Raw genomic sequence first — 17,708 nt, forward strand, 5'->3', positions numbered from 1 at the left:
TCGTGGGTCATGCCACTCGACTCACGGCTTGCTCCGGCACCACTTCGAAGAGGTCTTCGAACTGCAAGGGAGCCAGAGCCGTGAGCGCCCCGCCGATGAAGGCCGGGCCGGGATGCAGTTCTCCGCCGATCACGCGCTTGACCGTGGATCGGTTGACGCTCATGGCCTTGGCCAAGGCGTAGTGCGAGGGGAAGCCCGCCAGGTTGGCCGCTCGCTGAAAGGTCTCGGCGCGCAGGAGAATGAGGTAGGGCATCGCGACTTGGTTCTCTCGTCCTAGGTGGACGGATGGAGGTGAACGGACGGCATGGTTGCTACTCCCTCGAAGCGAACGAGTCCCCCGTTGCCGCGGCCATCCGCGAAGTCGAAGAAGAACTGAGCTTCACCGCGCACATCGGCCGATTGCTGCTCGTTGACTGGGTAGCTGCACATGGCCCGTGGGATGATCTGCTCTTGTTCGTCTTCGACGGCGGCACCGTGCGCCAGGACGACGCAGACCGCTTGTCCGCCGATGGCGCAGAAATATCTGCTTATGCCTTTTTTCGCTGGGGGCCGCCGAAGCACAGTTACCGCCGGATCTGTGGCGCAAACTCGATCGGGCGATGACGGCAAAGGAGATGGGCAAAGTGGGATACGCGGAGCATCGTCCAGACTAGGCCGGTCCCACACCGCGCGTCGGGCACCAAGCACGAGCTGATCAACGACGCCATCGGTGTCCCTCTGGTCGTGGCGCTGACCGGCGGAACCGAAACGACGTCACCCAGCGGACCCCGCCGATCGACGCGATCCCGCCGATCGGGGCGTGGTCGGCAGACCGCGTCGTCGACCTCGGCGGCTCCACGCCGACCGAGACCAGAACCACGACGAGTACCGCCGCCTGGTCCGCGCCCGCGGCATCACACCCGAACAGCGCGTTCGCGTTTGCGGTGCAGCAGCGCGATTCAGGACCGTCGCGGCCTCAGCCGCGAGGCTTCGGTGGTCGTGCGGTTGGCAGGTGGGCCGGACCTCCGGACACCGCATCCGCCCCAGGGGAACCCGGGACGGATGCGGCGGGACGTCGACGTGGACGTCAGTCGGTTTCGTCCTCGAACTCGCCGATCAGTTCCTCCAGCAGGTCTTCCAGCGCCGCGATGCCCACCACCCGGTCGCCGTCCGCGACCAGGGCCAGTTGCGAGCGGTTCGCGCGCATCTCGGCCACCGCGTCGGGTACCGAGAGGGAGGACGCCAGGGTGAGCGGCACGGTCATCAGGTCGCGGGCCGGGCGGGGTTCGCCGAGCGCCGTCGCGCGGACCACCTCGCGGATGTGCACCAGGCCGACGAACCGGCCGTCCTCGGCGCGGACCGGGAAGCGGGAGCGGCCCGTCGCCCGGCTGTGCCGCTCCACGGCGTACGCGTCCGTGTCCTCCCGGATCGTGTCCACGTCGGACACCGGGACCATCACCTGCGCCAGGGACGTCCCGCGCAGCTGGAGCATCCGGGTCAGCAGGCGCTGCTGGCCCTCCGGGATCAGGCCGTGCTCGGCGGACTGGCGGACCAGCATCCGGATGTCGTCCGGCTTGTCCGCCCGCGACAGCTCGTCCTGCGGCTGCACCTTCAGCAAGCGCAGCAACGCGTTCGTCGTGCTGTTGAGCGACGTCAGCACCCACCGCACGGACCGCGCGAACGCCCGGAACGGGATCGCCAGCAGCAGGGCCGAGCGTTCCGGGTGGGCGATGGCCCACGACTTGGGCGCCATCTCGCCCAGGACCATGTGCAGGAACACCACCAGCACCAGGCTGATCGTGAACGCCACCGCGTAGGACAGCTGGGTGGGCAGGCCCAGCGCCAGGAACACCGGGTCGAGCAGGTCGGCCACGGCGGGCTTGGCCAGCGCGCCCAACCCCAGCGTGCACAGCGTGATGCCGAGTTGCGCGCCGGCCAGCATGACCGACAGCTCGCGCACCCCGGCCACGGCCGCGCGCGCGGCCCGGCTGCCGTTCTCGGCGGCCTGCTCCAGCCGGTGCCGCTTGGCGGCGATCAGGGCGAACTCCCCCGCCACGAAGAACGCGTTGGCCACCAGCAGGACCAGCGACGCGACCAGCGCCCAGCCGGTGTTCATCGGCCGTCCTCCGCGTGCAGCAGGACAGCGCTGGGCACGTGCCGGGACACCTCGGCGACCCGCAGCAGCACGCCGTCGAGGGCGAGTTCGTCACCGGCCCGCGCGGTGCGGCCCAGCCGGTGCAGGACCAGGCCGGACACCGTGTCGTAGCTGTCGTCGGCGGGCAGTTCGATGCCGGTGGCGTCGGCGATCTCGTCGATCCGGGACCGGCCGGGCACCGACCACCAGCCGTCCGGGCGGCGGCGCACGCCCTCGGCGACGATGTCGTCCTCGTCGTGGATCTCGCCGACCAGCTCCTCAGCCAGGTCCTCCAGCGAGACCACGCCGGCGAAGCCGCCGAACTCGTCCACCACGCACGCGAGCTGGCGGCGTTCGCTGCGCAGCCGCTCCAGCACGGCGGGCAGGCCGAGCGACGCGGGCACCACCAGGGCGGGCACGGCGATCTGCCGGACGGGCGTGCCGCGGCGGTGCTCCGGCGGCACGGTCAGCACCTCGGCCAGGCCGACCACGCCGACCAGGTCGTCCAGGTCGCGGCCGACCACCGGGAACCGGGAGTGGCCGGTGTCGAGCAGTTCGACCACGCGGGAGGTGGGCTCGTCCGCGCCGACCGTGCGGACCGCGACGCGCGGCGTCATCGCCTGGTCGGCGGACAGGCCGCGGAAGTCCAGGCCCCGGTCGAGCAGGCGGGTCAGCTCGGGGTCCAGGTGGCCCTCGGCGCCGGCCGTGCCGATGATCTGCACCAGGTCCTCGGAGGTCGCGCCCTGCGGCAGCTCCTCGAGCGGTTCGATGCCCACCGCGCGCAGCAGCCGGTTGGCCGAGGCGTCGAACAGGCGGATCACGGGGCCCGCCACCTTGAGGTAGACCGCGGTGGAGGGGGCCAGGAACTTCGCCAGCGCTTCCGGCTTGGCGATGGCCAGGTTCTTGGGCAGCAGCTCGCCGAGCACCATCTGCACGACGGTGGCGAACACCAGCGCGACGACCAGCGACAGCGACAGCCGGGCCGCCTCGGGCAGTCCGGTGAAGCCGAGCAGGTCGGCCAGGCCGGTGCCGAGCAGCGGTTCGGCGATGTAGCCGACCAGCAGCGCGGTGACCGTGATGCCGAACTGGGCTCCGGAGAGCATGAAGGAGAGCTGTTTGGTGACGGCGTAGGCGCGGTCGGCGGCTTTGTCGCCGTTCTCCGCCATGTGCCGCAGGCGTCCCCGGTCGACCGCCATGTAGGCGAACTCCTGCGCCACGAAATATCCGGTCGCGGCGGTGAGCGCGACGATGGCCAGCAGGCCGCCGAGGATCAGCACGGCGCACCGCCGCGGGGTGGCCGGGGCTCGCCCGGCTCGCTACTGCAACCGTCGGAATCCGTCGGATCAGGCATGACATCGACACTAGCACGTGGCACTGTATGGTTTGTGAGCGAGGCCCTGATCAGGATCGGTGAGTTGGCGGCCCGTGCCGGCGTCAGCATCCGCACGGTGGACTATTACACCCAGCTGGGCCTGATCGCGCCCGCTCAGCGCACGGCGGGCAACTACCGCCTGTACCGGCTGGCCGACGTGGAGCGCATCCACCTGGTGCAACGCCTTGAGGTGCACGGCCTGCCGCTGGACGAGATCGCCACCGCGCTGACCGGCGGTCAGACCGACGTGGGCGCCATCCTGACCCGCATCGACGAAGACCTCCAGGTGCTGCACGCGGCGGCCGAGACCGCCTCCCCCGAACTCCAGGGCCTGCTCGGGGCCATCGCGACCAGGGTGCACGCGCTGATCAACGTGGCCCTCCAGATCCCGCCGGACCTGCCGCTGCCCTGACCGGCCGGCGGCCGGTGGGCACGCACCGGGGCGGACCTCACCCGACCGTTGGACGTGCCGGCGGGACGACGGTCGACATCGGCCGGCGCGGTGACGGCGCGCTGATGCGAAAAGCCGTTCGTCACTCGTTCGAGTAATTCGAATATCGCCCGATCGGGCAAGGAATTTCCGGGTCGTACGCTGCGGCCCGTCGAAAATCCTTTTCCTCGGGAGTTGTTGCGTGCCCGGATATCTCGCTCTCGCGGCCGCCACGGCGATGTACGCGCTGGGGATCGTCGCGCAGACCGTCGCCGCCCGCCGCGCCGCGCCGGGCCACGGCTTCGGGCTGCTCGCCCGGCTGGTCTCCGACCGGCTGTACCTGCTCGGCTTCGCGGGCCAGGTCGGCGGGTTCGCGCTGGCGTTCTTCGCGCGCGCCGAACTCCCGCTGTACCTGGTGCAGGCGGGTTCGTCGTGCGCGGTCGGCGTGGCGACGGTGTTCGGCGTGCTGGTGCTGGGCTGGCGGGTGCGCGCGATCGAGGTCGCGGTGCTGGTCACCATGGCCGCGGGCCTGCTGCTGCTGGCCGGGGCCTCCGCGCCGTCGGTGGCCGAGGAGATCCCGACCGACCTCGGGCTGCTGGTCCTCGGGCTGCCGCTGGTGGCGGTGTTCCTGGTGGGGCGCAGGGCTTCCGGCGTGGTGCCGGTCGCGGTGGCGGCGGGCCTGGCCTACGCCGTGGTGGCGATCGCCAGCCGCTCGCTGGCCGACGAGCCGGTGGCCGACCTCCCGTTCTACCCGCTGCTGTGGCTGATGGTCGCCGCCGCGCTGGTCGGCCAGGCGTGCATGGCGGTCGCCCTGCAACGCGGCGGGGCCACCTCGACGGTCGCCACCATGGACTCGGTGACCGTCGTGGTCACCTCCGCGGTCGGCATCCTGACCCTGGGCGACCGGATCGCGCCCGGCCGCGAGTGGTGGGTGGCGCTGGGCGTCGCCCTGGTCGTGGCGGGCGTGCTGACCCTGGGCTTCGCGTCGCGCCCGGTGGCCGCGCCGCCCGCTCCCGCGCGGGAGACGGTGTGAACGTCGCCAGCGTCTCGCTCGACCTGGACAACCTCTGGGCGTACCTCAAGACCCACGGCGACCCGGCGTGGCGGCGGATGCCGAGCTTCCTGCCGACCGCCACCCCGCGCCTGCTGGAGGTCTTCGCCGAGCACGGCCTGACCACCACGGTGTTCGTGGTCGGCGCGGACGCGGTGCGCGAGGACGGGGCCGCCGCCGTGGCCGCGATCAGCGCCGCCGGGCACGAGGTCGCCAACCACTCGTTCGGCCACGAGCCGTGGCTGCACCGGTACTCCCGCGCCGAACTCGAAGCCGAGGTGGCGCGCACCGAGGAGGCGCTGGTGGCGGCGGGCGCGCCCCGGCCGGTCGGGTTCCGGGGGCCGGGCTACAGCGTCACGCCCGACCTGCTGGACGTGCTGGCCGAACGCGGTTACCGGTACGACGCCAGCACCCTGCCCACCTGGATCGGCCCGCTGGCTCGCTTCTACCACAACCGCACCGCACCCTCCACAGAGGACAGTGCGGAGCTGTTCGGCGGCTTCTCGAAGGTGCTCGCGCCCAACCGCGCCTACCGCTGGGACACCGGCCTGGTCGAGCTGCCGGTGACCACCATGCCGGTGCTGCGGGTCCCGGTGCACGGGTCGTACCTGCTGCAACTGCACCAGGTCTCCCCCGCGCTGGCCCGCGCCCACTTCCGCACCGCGCTGCGGCTGTGCCGGCTGCGCGGGGTGTCGCCGTCGCTGCTGCTGCACCCCACGGACGTGCTGGGCGCCGCCGAGGCGCCGGGGATGGAGTTCTTCCCCGGCATGGCGGTGCCCGCCGCGCAGAAGGTCGCCCTGCTCGGCTGGGCGCTGGGCGCGCTGCGGCGGCACTTCGAGGTCGTGGGCACCGGGGAGCACGTGGCCCGGCTCGGCGCGGACCTGCCGGTGCGGGCCGCGAAGCGACTGGCGCGGTCGGGATGACCTGGCTGTTGCGGGTGCTCGCGTGCGCGACGGTGGCGCTGGCACCGCTGGAGGGCTACCTGTTCGAACTGCACGGCCAGCTGGCGAAGGTCGCGCCCACCCTGCTCACGCTGGTGTGGCTGGCGAAGCGGGTGCGGGAGCGCCGGATGCCGCGACCCCACCCCGTGCACGCCGTGCTGGCGCTGTTCGCCGTGGTGCTGCTGGCGTCCACGGCGCTGAACGCGGGCAGCCCGTACGCGGTGGAGTACCTGCTGCGCTGGCTGCCGTTCCTGGTGATCACGGTCGTCTTGGTGGACGTCGCGGCCCGCGAGGTGCCGGTCCGGCCGCTGCTGGCCTCGATCGTCGCGGGCGCGACCGTGGCCGCGCTGGGCGCGCTGCACAGCCTCGTCGCCGAAGGCGAGACGCGCGCGACCGGGCCGCTGGAGGACCCGAACGACCTGGCGTACTTCCTGGTCGCCGCGCTGCCGCTGCTGGTCGCGCTGATCGACGGGCGGCGCTCGGCGGTCCGCTCGGCGGGGCTCGCGGCGACCGCGCTGGTGCTGGTCGCGGGCGCGGCGGCGACGTTCTCGCGGGGCGGCGGGCTCGCGCTGACCGCCGCGCTGGCGTGGCTGGTGGCGCGGCGGGCGCTGCCGGTGCGCGCGGTGGTCGGCGGGACGGCCGCGCTGGCCGCGTTCGGCCTGGGCGTGCTGCTGCTGGCCGGGCCGACGCTGGACCGGGCGTTGCAGGAGAAGAGCTTCATCGCCGGCACCAACGTGGACACCCGGGAGCTGCGCTGGCAGGCGGCGGCCCGGATGCTGACCGAGCACCCCGTGCTCGGGGTCGGTCCGGGCGGGTTCCGCGGCGGGTACGCCACCGCCTCGCACAACGCCGAGGTCGACGAGCAGACCCCGGTGGCGCACAACATGTACCTGGAGGTGGCCGCCGAACTCGGGCTGCCGGGCTTCGGGCTGTTCGCGGGGCTGCTGGCGGTCGCCGCGGTGTCCTCGGAACGGGTGCTGCGCACCGGGTGCCGCCGGCCGATGGCCGCCGCGCAGGCGTCGCTGATCGCGGTCGTCGTGGCGTCGACCTTCCTGTCCCAGCAGTACTACCTGCCGTTGTGGTCTCTGGTCGCGGTCGTCGCCGCGGCCGACCTGCGTCGAAGGGGAACCGATGCGCGTGCTCCACGTGATCAGTGAGATGGGCACCGGCGGGGCGGAGGCCCTGGTCGCCGGGATGGCCCGGACCGGGCGCGAGTTCGGCTGGCAGACCGCCGTGGCCAGCGGCGGCGGGCACCGCGCCGAGGCGTTGCGCGGGCACGGCGTGCCGACGTTCACCGTCCCGGTCGCGCGCCGCCGGGCCGCCGGGGTGCTGCGCGCCACCACCGCGACCAGGGCCGCGATCAAGGACTTCCGGCCCGAGGTCGTGCTGGCGCACAACGTGTCCGCGAGCATGGTCGCCCGGTTGGCGCTGCTGCCCCGGAAGGTGCCGCTGCTGACGGTGTTCCACGGCGTCGCGGACAGCGACTACGGCGACGCGGCGCGGATCCTGCGGCGGACCTCGGGCGCGGTGGTGACGGTGGCCGAGGCGACCGCCGACCGGCTGCGCGACGCCGGGCTGCGGCCGGACCCGCTGGTCATCCCGAACGCGGTGTTCCCGCAGGAGCCCCGGGTGGACCGGGCGACCGTGCGGGCCGCGATGGGCGTGGCGCAGGACGTGCCGGTGGCGCTGTGCCTGGCCCGGATGGAGCCGCAGAAGCGGCACGACGTGCTGCTGGCCGCGTGGGCGCGGATCGGCGGCGGCGCGGAGCTGTGGCTGGCCGGCGACGGCTCGCTGCGGCCCGCGCTGGAGCGCACCGCCGCGGGCCTGTCCGGGGTGCGGTTCCTGGGCAACCGGCCGGACGTGCCGGACCTGCTGGCGGCGGCCGACGCGACCGTGCTGACCAGCGACTGGGAGGGCATGCCGATCGCGGTGCTGGAGTCGCTGGCGGCCGGGCGGCCGGTGGTGGCCACCGACGTCGACGGCGTGGGCCAGGCGCTCGCGGGCGGCGGCGGGCTGGTCGTGCCGCCGCGCGACCCCGAGGCGACCGCGGAAGCGTTGCGCGGCCTGCTGTTCGACGACGCGCGGCGCGCCGCCGTGGGCGCGGCCGGGCTCGCCGCCGTCGCCGAGGCGCACGACCCGCGCGCACTGATGAAGTCCTACGACGAGTTGTTGCGGAATTGGGGAAATCGATGACGAAGGCACGGCTGTTCGGCGAAGGCTTCCTGGTGGCGCTCGCGGTCGCGGCGCTGGTGCTGCTCGCCACCATGTTCAAGAGCGAGGAGTACCAGGCGCGGGTGAGCCTGCTGGCGGGCCCGGCGAGCGCCGAGGCCCCGCAGTACGGCGAGGTCACCGCGCTGGGGCTGCCCGCGCTGGTGGAACTCGCGCGCAGCCCGTCCGTGGTGGCCGCGGTCGGCACGAACGCCGAGCGGGTGTCGGTCGAACTGGTGCCCGGGTCCGGGTTGGCGCGGCTGTCGGTGCACGCGGCCAACGCGGAGAAGGCCAAGCGCGAGGCGGCCACCCTGGCCAACGTGGTGGTGAAGTCGGACCTGCTGGCCCCGGCCGGGAAGCTGCGGGTGCTCGACGTGCCCGAGGTGGTGCGGGTCTCGCCGGACTGGCCGCTGTCGATCGGGCTGGCGCTCGCGGCGGGCCTGGCGGCCGGGATCGCCACCATGGCGGTGCGGCACCTGCGGCGGACCCGCGCCACCGACGGCGTGCGGGCGGCGCTGGCGTCGGCCGGGGTGCGCAACTCGGTGCCGGTGCTGCCCGGCGACGACCCGGAGCTGCTGGAGAAGCTGACCGCGCTGCTGATGGCCACGGCCCGGCCCGCGCGGGTGGTGGCGACCGACCCGGAGCTGGTGGAGCGGTCCGAGGACATCTCCGACGACCTGCCGGACAAGGTGTTCGAGCCCGCCGAGGGCACGGCGCTGATCGCCGTGACGCCGCGCGGGCGGCGGCAGGACGCGCTGGCCGGCGTGGTCGGCGCGCTGCCCGCGGACACGGCGGTGGTCGCCGTGGTGTTGGTGTGAAACGGGAGTCGACGCGGGCCCTGGACCGGCGGCCGGACCGGCGGGGGCTGGTCGCGGGCCTGGTCGGGGTGCTCGGGGTGGCCGCCGCGTGGCGGGCGCTGCGCCCGGCGTGGGAGGTGCCGGAGCCGACCTGGGCGAACCGCGCCGAGGAGCGGATGCAGGACTTCCGGGACGCGCTGTACTACCCGGTCCGCGAGTTCCTGGCGGGCGGCAACCCGTACGACCCGGCCACGATGTTCACGCACTGGCCGGTGCGGCAGAACTTCAACCTGTACCAGCCCTACCACCTGGTGCTGCACCTGCCGTTCGCGCTGCCCGAGTATCGGGTGGGCGCGGTGGCGTTCGCGGCGTTCCTGTTGCTGCTGCTGGTTTTCCTCGCCGTCCTGGCGGCGGGGCACGTGCGCGCGCCGCTGGCGTCGGGCACGGCGGTGATCGGCACGCTGCTGGTGCTCAGCCAGGTCGGCCGGGCCCAGCTGTACGTGGGTCAGGTCAACCCGCTGATCGCGGTCGGCGCGGCGGGGGCGCTGCTGGCCCGCGACCGGCACCCCAGGCTGGCGGCGGTGGCGCTCGCGCTGGCGTGGCTCAAGCCCCAGTTCGGGTTGCCGCTCGCGGTGCTGCTGTTCGCGCGCGGGTCGCGGAAGGTCGCCTTGGGCGGCACCGGGCTCGCGGCGCTGGCCAGCCTGTTCGTGGTGGTGCCGCTGGTGGTCGGCGGCGGTGGGGTCGGCGCGTTCGTCGACGTGATCGGGCGCAACCTGGAGCACGCCGGCGCGACCGCGTACGGCGCGGTGGATTCCCTCACCGCGCAACGGGTCGACGTGGCGGCGGTGTTCTTCCGGGTGACCGGGTGGCTGCCGCCGGGCGCGGAACTCGTCGCACTGGTCGGCGTGCTGGCGGCGAGCGTCGTGCTGGTCCGCGGGCTCGACCGGACCGGTAGCGCGGCGAACGCCGCCGTGGCCGACCTGGTGACGTGCCTGGCCGTGGTGGTCGCCGTCGTGCACCAGCCCGGTGACGTGCTGATCGCCGTGCCGGCGCTGGTCGCGGTCGCGGTGCTGTGGTGGCGGGACCGGACCCCGGTGCTCGGGGTCGCGCTGGTCGCGTCGCTGATCCCGTTCGCGCACCTGCACTTCGTGGACACCGCCGTGCGGTCGCTGGTGGGCGACCGGGCCGCCGTGACGTTGGACGGGGTCGCGGTCGTGGTCGCCTGGGTGGCGCTGGCCGTGTTCGCGCGGCGGCGAGTGCTCGCCGTGCAGACGTGACCGGCGCGGTTCGCGGTTCGCTGTGGCTGTTCCTGGTCAACCTGGTCGGCAAGGGCGGCCAGATGGCCGTCACGCTGGTGCTGGCGGCGTTCCTGACCGAGGAGGGCCTCGGCCTGGTCGCGCTCACCGTGTCGCTGGTGAACATCGGCCAGGTCGTCCAGTCGATGGGCGTCTACGACGTGATCAGCCGGACCGGCCTGGACCCGCGCCGGATGGCGGGCACGCTGCTCACGTTGAGCGTCGGCACGGGTGCCGCGCTCGCGCTGCTGCTCGCGGTCGCGGCCGACCCGATCGCGGCGGCGCTGGACGCCCCGGCGGTCGCGCCGCTGATCCGACTCGCCGCGCTGAGCCTGCCGTTCACCGCGGCGGCGGGCGTGCAGATGGGCCTGCTGCACCGCGACCTGGACTTCCGACGTCGGCTGCTGCCCGACGCGGGCGGTGCCGTGCTCGGCGCGGCGACGACCATAGTCCTTGCCGCGCAAGGACATGGCCCGCACGCGCTGGTGTTCGGGCTGCTCTGCACGGCGGTCGCGCAGCCGGTGCTGGGCGCGCTCGCCGGCGCGTGGGTGCGGCCGAGGTGGGACCCGGACGCCGCCGCCGAGGCGGTGCGGTGGATCGCGGTGGTCGGGCCCGGCGCGCTGGTGGCCGTGCTGCTGATCAACGTCGACTACCTGGCGATCGGGCACGAGCTGGGCACCGAGGCGGTCGGCGTGTACTCGCTGGCCTACCGGATCGCCTGGGTGCCCTACATCATGGTCGCGGTGGTGCTCGGCGGGGTGGTGTTCCCGTTGTGCGCCAAGCTGATCCGGACCGGACGGCGGGACGGGCTGCCGCAGGCGGCCGGCCGGTTCACGCACGCCGTGCTGGTGGTGACCGGCGGCCTGTACGCGGTGACGGCGGCGCTGGCCGACCGGGTCGTGCTGTTCGGCGACCGCTGGGCACCGGCCGCGCTGCCGCTGGTGCTGCTGTGCGGCTACGGGTTCGGGTTCGGCCTGCTGCACCTGTGGTACCAGGTGATCCGGGCCGCCGGGCACGCCCGCCGGTACCTGGCGCTGGAGCTGACCCACCTGGTGGCGCTGGTGGTGGGCCTGGCCCTGTGCACCCGCTACGGCGTGGTCGCGGTCGCCGCCACGCAACTGGTCGTGGTGTGGGCGATGGTCCCGCTGGCCTGGTTGGTGTTGGCGCGCAACGGGATCGCGCCACCCGGCCTGACCCGGATGGCCGCCGCGATCGCGGTCGGCGCGGGGTGCTGCGCGGCCGCCGGGCGGGCGTTCGGCGATCTGTTCGGACCGACGCTGCCGGGCGCGCTCGGCGAGGCGGCGGTGCTGGTGCTCGGCTACACGGCGGCGGCGGTGCTCGCCAACCGCCGCACGGTTCGCGAACTGCGTGAGGTGCGCCGATGAGGATCGTCCACGTGACCCAGCCGGTCGAGGCGGGGGTCGCGGCGGTGGTGCTGGAACTCGCCGTGGCACAGCGGGAGATGGGCTGGGAGGTGGACGTGGTGTGCCCGCCCGGGTGGCTGCCGGACCGGCTGCGGGACGTGCGGATCGACGTGCACGACTGGACCGCCCACCGCTCCCCCGGCCCCGGCACGCTGTCCGAGACCGCGCGGCTGCGCCGGATCCTCGGCGCACTCGACCCGGACGTGGTGCACCTGCACAGCTCCAAGGCCGGCCTCGCGGGGCGGCTCGCGGTGCGCGGCACCCGGCCGACGATCTTCCAGCCGCACCTGTGGTCGTTCCAGACCGCGCGCGGCGTGCTGGGGCGCGCGTCGGCGGTGTGGGAGCGGTACGCGGCCCGGTGGACCGACCAGTTGGTGTGCGTGAGCGACGACGAGTTGAACGCCGGGCGCGCGCTGGGCATCGACACGTCGGCCGAAGTCGTCTGCAACGGCGTGGACACCACCGTGCTCCGGCCGCGCAGCCGGGTCGCCGCCCGGGTCCGGCTGGGCCTGCCGGACGTGCCGACCGCCGTGTGCGTGGGCCGGATCGCCCCGCTCAAGGGCCAGGACCAGCTGCTCAAGGCGTGGCCGGCGGTGCTCGAGCAGGTGCCGGACGCGCAGCTCGTGCTGGTCGGCGACGGCCCGATGCGGGACCGGTGGCGGGCGCTGGGCGACCACGATTCGGTGCGGTGGTGGGGGCACGACACGGCCGTGGCCGACTTCTACACCGCCTCCGACGTGGTCGTGCTGCCGTCCCGGGCCGAGGGCATGGCGCTGGTCCCGCTGGAGGCCATGGCCAGCGGGCGGACCGTGGTGGCCTTCGACGTCGGCGGGGTGCGGCAGAGCGTCGGCGACGCGGGCGCGGTCGTGCCGGCCGGTGACGTGCCCGCGCTGGCCGAGGCCGTCGCGGTGCGCCTGGCCGACCCGGTGCTGGCCGCCGACGAGGGGCTGACCGGGCGGCGGCGCGCCGAGGCGCTGTTCGACGCGGTGCAGATGAGCGACCAGATCGCGATCCTGGTGGAGAAAATCGTGGGAGGGAACCGGTGAAGGTCGCCTACCTGCTGACGCAGGACAAGGGTGGTCCGGTGGAGGTGACGGTGCGGCTGGCGGCGACGCTGGCCGCGTCCGGCGACGCCGAGGTCCGCGTGTTCGGGCCGCTGCCCGCGCGCGGCGCGGAGTTGATCGAGGGCTTCCACGAGCTGGTTTCCGTTGCCAGCAAAGGGGATTTGAAGGCCGGGAGGCAGGCGCGGGACGCGGTGCGGGCGTGGCGGCCCGACGTCGTGCACGCCCAGGACCGGCGGGCCGGGCTGGTCAGCGCGGGACTGCGGCTGCGGCACAAGGTCGTGCAGACCTACCACGGCCTGCCCGACGACGTGAGCGAACCGTGGTTCCGGGGCGCGCCCGGCGCGGCCGGGCCGTCGAAGTACACCCGGACCGTGCTCGCGGCGGACGCCGGCGTGGCGCGGTTCGTGCACCGGACCGTCGTGCCGGCCACGTCGATGGGCGAATTCCTGCAACGGCGGCTGAAGGTGCCCGCGAACCGGGTCGCCCACATCGACAACTGCGTGGAGCTGCCCGAGGCGGCCCCGCCGCGTGGGCCCGTGCGGCGGCTGGTGTTCGTCGGGCTCCTGGTGGAGCGCAAGGGTTTGCCGGTGCTGCTGGACGCGCTGGCCGGGGTGATGCCGGCGGACGCGGCGCTCACCGTGATCGGGGACGGCCCGTTGCGGGCGGCGGCCGAGGAGCAGGCGCGGCGGGTGCTGCCGGGGCAGGTGACGTTCCTCGGGTTCCGGCAGGACGTGGCGCGGCAGCTGCGGCTGCACGACGCGCTGGTGCTGCCGTCGCTGCTGGAGCAGCAGCCGCTGGTGGTGGCCGAGGCGATGGGGGCGGGCAAGCCGGTCGTGGCCACGGACACCGGCGGGGTCGCGGAGATGCTGGTGGACGGGGCGGGCCTGGCCGCGCCGGGCGACGTCGAGGGTTTGGCGGCGTGCCTGAAGGGGTTGTTCGCCGAGCCCGATCCCGGTGCGCTGGGGCGTGCGGCGGCGGAACGCGCCCGCGCGCGGTTCTCGCCCGAGGTGTGCGCCGAACGTCACCTGGCCCTGTACCGGGAGTTGCTCGCCGGCGGGTGACGTGGGTGGGCGTTTTTGCGGGTTCGGTCCGGGTTCGCCGGGGATTCGGCGGGCCCGGAGCGGTATCGCGGACGTTCTTGGTGTGCGTGATAGTGCGAGTGCGGTGTGCGGGAATCCGGGCCGCGTCTCCACCGGTGGCTTGGAATCGGATTCCGGGGCCTTGTCCGGGACGGGTTGGGGCGGGATTCGGGGCCGGTTTCCGGGGGGTGTTCGAGTGCGGTCGGGAGCCGAATTCGCAGGTCCGGGCGGTGTGCGTGCGGCTGTGGGGTGGTGTGGACTTGGCCGCCGGCCCCCGATTCCATTATCGCATGGGGGTACGACAGTTTGCTCGCTTGCGCGAGTGCGGCATGTAGGCGCTGGGAATTGCGCGTGCTGCATGGGGCTTGCGAGGTGGGTCTTGCGGTACACGGCACGCGGGCACGTACACAGGGCACACGCCATGCGGACACGCACACAGGGCACACAGCACCCGGGCACGCACGCAGGGCTACGGCAGTGCGGCAGTGCGGCACACGGCATGCCGTGTGCGGGACTGCGTGCGTGTGGCGGCGGCGCGTGGTGCGTGCAGGCGTGAATCGTGCAGGCGGTACATAGCGCGCGGGCGTGCGGGCGTGCGGGCGTGCGGGCGTGCATACAACGTGTGGCGGTGCGGCCGTGCTGCGTGGTGCATGCGGGCAGCGGTGCTGCGTGCCGCGTGCCGCGTGGTGCTTGGTGCGGGTGCTTGGTGCGTGCAGGTGCACAGCGTACGGGCGCGTAGGCGCGCGGTGTGGCTTGTGGCGTGCGGTGGGTTGGGCGAGGTGCGTGCGGGGTCCGCGCGTGGATCCGCGACAAGGCCGGGGCGAAATTCGGCCACCGCTGCGGATTGCGCGGCGGTGGCCGGGGACGGTGGTCGTCCGGGGGTGGTCGTCCGGGGGTGGTCGAATCCGGGGCGGATGACCTACGCGGGCTTCATCGGCGTCGGCGTCGGGGTGGGTGTGTCCGGCGGCGTCGTCGTGACCGGGGTTGTCGTGATCGGCATCGGGGTGACCGGGGTCGGGGTGGGCGTGTCCGGGGGTGTGGTCGGTGGTGTCGTCGTGGTCGGTGTCGGGGTCGACGTGGGGTTCGGGGTCGTGGTGGTCGGTTTGGGTGCCGTGGTGGCCGGAGGTTCCGGCTTCACCAGCACCAGGGCGTCCGTCGCGGGCAGCTCGGTCGACGGCGGGACCGGTGCCCCGTCGAGGGTGAGCAGGCCGGGCGGGGGGTTGAGCTGGACGGCCTTGCTCGTCGGGTTGACCGCCACCCAGCCGTTGGTGAACCCGCGCGTCCACGCGCCGGAGGGCAGGCGGTTCGCGGCCTCCACCGCCTCGCCCAACTCCGCGTCCTGGTACACCGACCAGTCCGGGTCCTGGTAGTCCTTCGTGGACGCCCCGTGCCAGCAGGTGTACGGCCCGGCCAGCAGCGCCGCGGTCGCGTAGCCCACGCGTTCCTCGCGGTAGCTCTGGGTCTTGGTGACCAGCAGCAGCCACGACTCGCCGAGCGCGGCCTGGGCGCGCAGCTCCTTGAACTCGTTGCCCACGAAGGTGATCAGCCCGCCGTCGCCGCCGTCGCCGCGCAGGCCGAAGTTCTCCTCCATCGCGCCGTCGAAGCGCGAGTGCGCCGACCAGCGGCCCGGTGTCAGCTGGGACTCCGACACGTTGGGGATCAGCATCTTGCCCGCCTTGTGCAGCGAGCTGCCCGCGGCCTCCAGGAACTTGTCCATGCCGTCGCGGATCCGGCGGTCGGTCGCGGCGGCGTCCGGGGTGCCCTTCAGCACGGCCTTCGAGTAGTACTTCAGCGAGCTGAAGTCGTTGTCCGCCAACACCCCGTCCCAGCCCTCGCGGACGACCTCGGCGGTCACCGCGTCGGCCCACGTCCGCTGGTACTTCTCGTCCCACACGGTCATCTGCCAGTGCTGCGGGTACCCGCTCCACTCGACCCGCCGGTCGGCGGTGTCCACCGCGAACCACTCGGGGTGGTGCTGCTGGGCGTCGAAGTAGCCGACGCCGCTGGGCAGCAGCGGCGCGTCCTGGTTGCCGATCACCGCGCCGGGGTAGTTGCGGGTGCTGGAGAAGTCCTTGTACACCAGCACCTTGATCTTCGGGTTGAGCTTGTGCAGCCGGCGCATCGCCGCCGTCTCGGTCGCGTTGAGCACGACCAGGTCGTAGTGCTGGGCGGCGAACTTGAGGTCGGCGTAGGTGGGCGGCTCGCCGATGCCGTACCACCACGCGCACGGCGCGGTCGGCCTCGGCGGCGGGCCGAGCGGGGCCACGCCGGGCGGCACCTCGGCGCGCCGCTCCGGCAGCCCGTCCGCTGTCGGGTCCGCCGCGAGCGGCAGTGCCGTGGTCGTCCCGTGCTCGCCGGCCGAACTCGGCAGCACGGCCAGGCACCCCAGGAGCACCACGACGACGCTCGCGCCGGCCAGCACCCGTCGGGTGCGGTCCCGGATCAGCGGTTCCTTCGACACAACAGCTCACCCACCGTCAGCAACAGGATTCTGGCGTCCAGCCACAACGACCAATTGGCGATGTAGTAGTTGTCGTAGCGGGACCTGTCGACTATCGAAGTGTCCCCTCTCAGCCCGTGCACCTGGGCGAGTCCGGTCAATCCGGTCGGCACCCGGTGGCGCGCCCAGTATAGGTCGTGCACGGCCGAGAATTCGCGCACGAATCCGGGCCTTTCGGGTCGCGGCCCGACAATGGACATGTCACCCTTGAGGATGTTCCACAACTGCGGCAGCTCGTCGAGCGAAGTCCGCCGGAGGAATCGGCCGACGGGTCCGACCCGCCGATCCCCGACCACCGACCACCGGCTCTGGGAATCGTCCTGGTCGGTCATCCGGACGCTGCGCAGCTTGTAGAGCACGAACGTCCGGTCGTCCATCCCGACCCGGACCTGGCGGAAGATCACCGGCCGGCCGCTCTCCAGCACGACGGCCAGCGCGCACACCGCGATCACCGGGGACAGCAGGACCAGCGCGAGCCCGGCCAGCACCACGTCGACCGCGCGCTTGACCCACCAGCTCGGCCGGCTGGTCGGGGCGGTGCTCAGCCGCATCAGCGGGTAGCTGCGCAGCCGTTCCACGTCCGGGCCGTCCTGGAACAGCTCGTACATCCGGGGCACGACGAAGATCGCGCAGCCCAGCCGGTGGGCCGTGATGGCGGCGTTGACCAGCGGCGAGTCGGCCGCGCGGGAGAACGCCAGCACGACGCTGCCCGCGCCGACCCGGGTGATCGCGTCGGCCAGGTTCTCCTCCAGCAGCGGCACCGGCAGCACCTGCGGGTCCAGCGCGGGCGCGGGGTCGACGAACCCGACCGGGCGCAGCCCGTACTCGGGGTGCTGGAGCATCGACGCGGCCAGGGTGGCCCCGACCTTGCCCGCGCCGACCACGATGGTCCGGTCGCAGCGGTGGAACCGGCGGCGGGCCCAGCGCCCGAAAGCGAACACGAACAGGCGGCCAGGTTCACTCCATGCGGTGAATTTCAAGATCGCCCACTGCACGTCGGCGGTGGTCTCCGCCGCCGTGCCGAGCACCAGGGTCACGCCGGTGACCAGCGCGAACGCCGTGGCGGTGGCGATCACCGAGCGCGGCAGGTCGTGCAGCCAGGACAGCCACAGCCGCCGCCGGTAGAGCCGGCAGGAGGCCCGCACCCCCAGCAGGACCCCGGCGACGGCGCCCGCCCAGGCCGGCGACAGCGCCGCGGCGACCAGCCCGATCGCCACCACGTCGACCACGACCAGCAGCACCGCGACCGCGTTGACCCGGCCGAACAGGTCGCGCCGGGCCGCCACCCGGGTCCCCGGCGGCTGCGGCGCGGTGGCCGTCGCACCTGCCCGGTTCACGACCAGCCGCCCTTGCCGACGAGGTCCGCAGCACGTCTTCCCGGGCACCGCAGCGCCAACTCCAGGCCACACCACATTCCGACGACTTCCTCTCCAT

General features: G+C 73.6%; 16 protein-coding genes. 11 read left to right on the plus strand and 5 right to left on the minus strand.

The window, feature by feature from the left end; all coding sequences use genetic code 11:
• Positions 1-7 precede the first annotated feature (7 nt).
• Positions 8-253: a transcriptional regulator gene (locus AC0HI0_RS20080; protein ID WP_480933904.1), complete on the minus strand. Its 246-nt coding sequence runs from the start codon at positions 251-253 to the stop codon at positions 8-10.
• 32 nt (positions 254-285) lie between these two features.
• Between AC0HI0_RS20080 and AC0HI0_RS20085 the strand changes: the two genes are divergently transcribed.
• Entirely contained in the window at positions 286-603 is a 318-nt protein-coding gene (locus AC0HI0_RS20085) for an NUDIX domain-containing protein (RefSeq protein ID WP_480933905.1), read from the plus strand.
• Positions 604-1,066: 463 nt separating this feature from the next.
• On the opposite strand, the gene AC0HI0_RS20090 is transcribed toward AC0HI0_RS20085, so the two are convergent.
• Positions 1,067-2,095, minus strand: coding sequence for a hemolysin family protein (locus AC0HI0_RS20090; RefSeq protein WP_480933906.1), 1,029 nt, complete (start codon positions 2,093-2,095; stop codon positions 1,067-1,069).
• Positions 2,092-3,390, minus strand: coding sequence for a hemolysin family protein (locus tag AC0HI0_RS20095; protein WP_480933907.1), 1,299 nt, complete (start codon positions 3,388-3,390; stop codon positions 2,092-2,094). The genes AC0HI0_RS20090 and AC0HI0_RS20095 overlap by 4 nt, the downstream gene beginning before the upstream one ends.
• Positions 3,391-3,498: 108 nt before the next feature.
• Between AC0HI0_RS20095 and AC0HI0_RS20100 the strand changes: the two genes are divergently transcribed.
• The 10 genes from AC0HI0_RS20100 (at position 3,499) to AC0HI0_RS20145 (ending at position 13,756) form a co-directional block, all read left to right on the plus strand.
• The gene (locus tag AC0HI0_RS20100) at positions 3,499-3,897 is read left to right on the plus strand and encodes a MerR family transcriptional regulator (protein ID WP_480933908.1); all 399 of its coding nucleotides are present in this window, start codon (positions 3,499-3,501) and stop codon (positions 3,895-3,897) included.
• 220 nt (positions 3,898-4,117) lie between these two features.
• A complete protein-coding gene (locus AC0HI0_RS20105; RefSeq protein ID WP_480933909.1) occupies positions 4,118-4,948 on the plus strand; it encodes a hypothetical protein in 831 nt (276 codons plus the stop codon).
• Complete coding sequence (locus AC0HI0_RS20110; RefSeq protein ID WP_480933910.1) at positions 4,945-5,889, plus strand: polysaccharide deacetylase family protein; 945 nt, start codon at positions 4,945-4,947, stop codon at positions 5,887-5,889. The genes AC0HI0_RS20105 and AC0HI0_RS20110 overlap by 4 nt, the downstream gene beginning before the upstream one ends.
• Entirely contained in the window at positions 5,886-7,064 is a 1,179-nt protein-coding gene (locus AC0HI0_RS20115) for an O-antigen ligase family protein (RefSeq protein WP_480933911.1), read from the plus strand. The genes AC0HI0_RS20110 and AC0HI0_RS20115 overlap by 4 nt, the downstream gene beginning before the upstream one ends.
• Complete coding sequence (locus tag AC0HI0_RS20120) at positions 7,039-8,100, plus strand: glycosyltransferase (RefSeq protein ID WP_480933912.1); 1,062 nt, start codon at positions 7,039-7,041, stop codon at positions 8,098-8,100. The genes AC0HI0_RS20115 and AC0HI0_RS20120 overlap by 26 nt, the downstream gene beginning before the upstream one ends.
• The gene (locus tag AC0HI0_RS20125) at positions 8,097-8,933 is read left to right on the plus strand and encodes a hypothetical protein (protein ID WP_480933913.1); all 837 of its coding nucleotides are present in this window, start codon (positions 8,097-8,099) and stop codon (positions 8,931-8,933) included. Before AC0HI0_RS20120 ends, AC0HI0_RS20125 begins: the two co-directional genes overlap by 4 nt.
• On the plus strand, positions 8,930-10,189 hold the full coding sequence (locus AC0HI0_RS20130) for a glycosyltransferase 87 family protein (RefSeq protein WP_480933914.1): 1,260 nt from the start codon (positions 8,930-8,932) through the stop codon (positions 10,187-10,189). Before AC0HI0_RS20125 ends, AC0HI0_RS20130 begins: the two co-directional genes overlap by 4 nt.
• Positions 10,186-11,592, plus strand: coding sequence for an oligosaccharide flippase family protein (locus AC0HI0_RS20135; protein WP_480933915.1), 1,407 nt, complete (start codon positions 10,186-10,188; stop codon positions 11,590-11,592). Before AC0HI0_RS20130 ends, AC0HI0_RS20135 begins: the two co-directional genes overlap by 4 nt.
• Entirely contained in the window at positions 11,589-12,677 is a 1,089-nt protein-coding gene (locus AC0HI0_RS20140; protein WP_480933916.1) for a glycosyltransferase, read from the plus strand. Before AC0HI0_RS20135 ends, AC0HI0_RS20140 begins: the two co-directional genes overlap by 4 nt.
• Positions 12,674-13,756 carry a glycosyltransferase family 4 protein gene (locus AC0HI0_RS20145; protein WP_480933917.1) on the plus strand — a complete coding sequence of 361 codons (1,083 nt, stop codon included), beginning with the start codon at positions 12,674-12,676 and terminating at the stop codon, positions 13,754-13,756. Before AC0HI0_RS20140 ends, AC0HI0_RS20145 begins: the two co-directional genes overlap by 4 nt.
• A 937-nt stretch (positions 13,757-14,693) precedes the next feature.
• On the opposite strand, the gene AC0HI0_RS20150 is transcribed toward AC0HI0_RS20145, so the two are convergent.
• Together AC0HI0_RS20150 and AC0HI0_RS20155 are read right to left on the minus strand one after the other, a co-directional pair.
• Entirely contained in the window at positions 14,694-16,235 is a 1,542-nt protein-coding gene (locus tag AC0HI0_RS20150) for a putative glycoside hydrolase family 15 protein (protein ID WP_480933918.1), read from the minus strand.
• Positions 16,217-17,611, minus strand: coding sequence for a sugar transferase (locus tag AC0HI0_RS20155; protein ID WP_480933919.1), 1,395 nt, complete (start codon positions 17,609-17,611; stop codon positions 16,217-16,219). Before AC0HI0_RS20155 ends, AC0HI0_RS20150 begins: the two co-directional genes overlap by 19 nt.
• Positions 17,612-17,708: the final 97 nt, after the last annotated feature.

This window comes from Saccharothrix sp. NBAS 001 (assembly GCF_056640475.1).

Bases quoted from the DNA above. Each gene is read 5' to 3' on its own strand.
- AC0HI0_RS20080 (WP_480933904.1), bottom strand. From the start codon at position 253: ATGCCCTACCTCATTCTCCTGCGCGCCGAGACCTTTCAGCGAGCGGCC.
- AC0HI0_RS20085 (WP_480933905.1), top strand. From the start codon at position 286: ATGGAGGTGAACGGACGGCATGGTTGCTACTCCCTCGAAGCGAACGAG.
- AC0HI0_RS20090 (WP_480933906.1), bottom strand. From the start codon at position 2,095: ATGAACACCGGCTGGGCGCTGGTCGCGTCGCTGGTCCTGCTGGTGGCC.
- AC0HI0_RS20115 (WP_480933911.1), top strand. From the start codon at position 5,886: ATGACCTGGCTGTTGCGGGTGCTCGCGTGCGCGACGGTGGCGCTGGCA.
- AC0HI0_RS20120 (WP_480933912.1), top strand. From the start codon at position 7,039: ATGCGCGTGCTCCACGTGATCAGTGAGATGGGCACCGGCGGGGCGGAG.
- AC0HI0_RS20125 (WP_480933913.1), top strand. From the start codon at position 8,097: ATGACGAAGGCACGGCTGTTCGGCGAAGGCTTCCTGGTGGCGCTCGCG.
- AC0HI0_RS20140 (WP_480933916.1), top strand. From the start codon at position 11,589: ATGAGGATCGTCCACGTGACCCAGCCGGTCGAGGCGGGGGTCGCGGCG.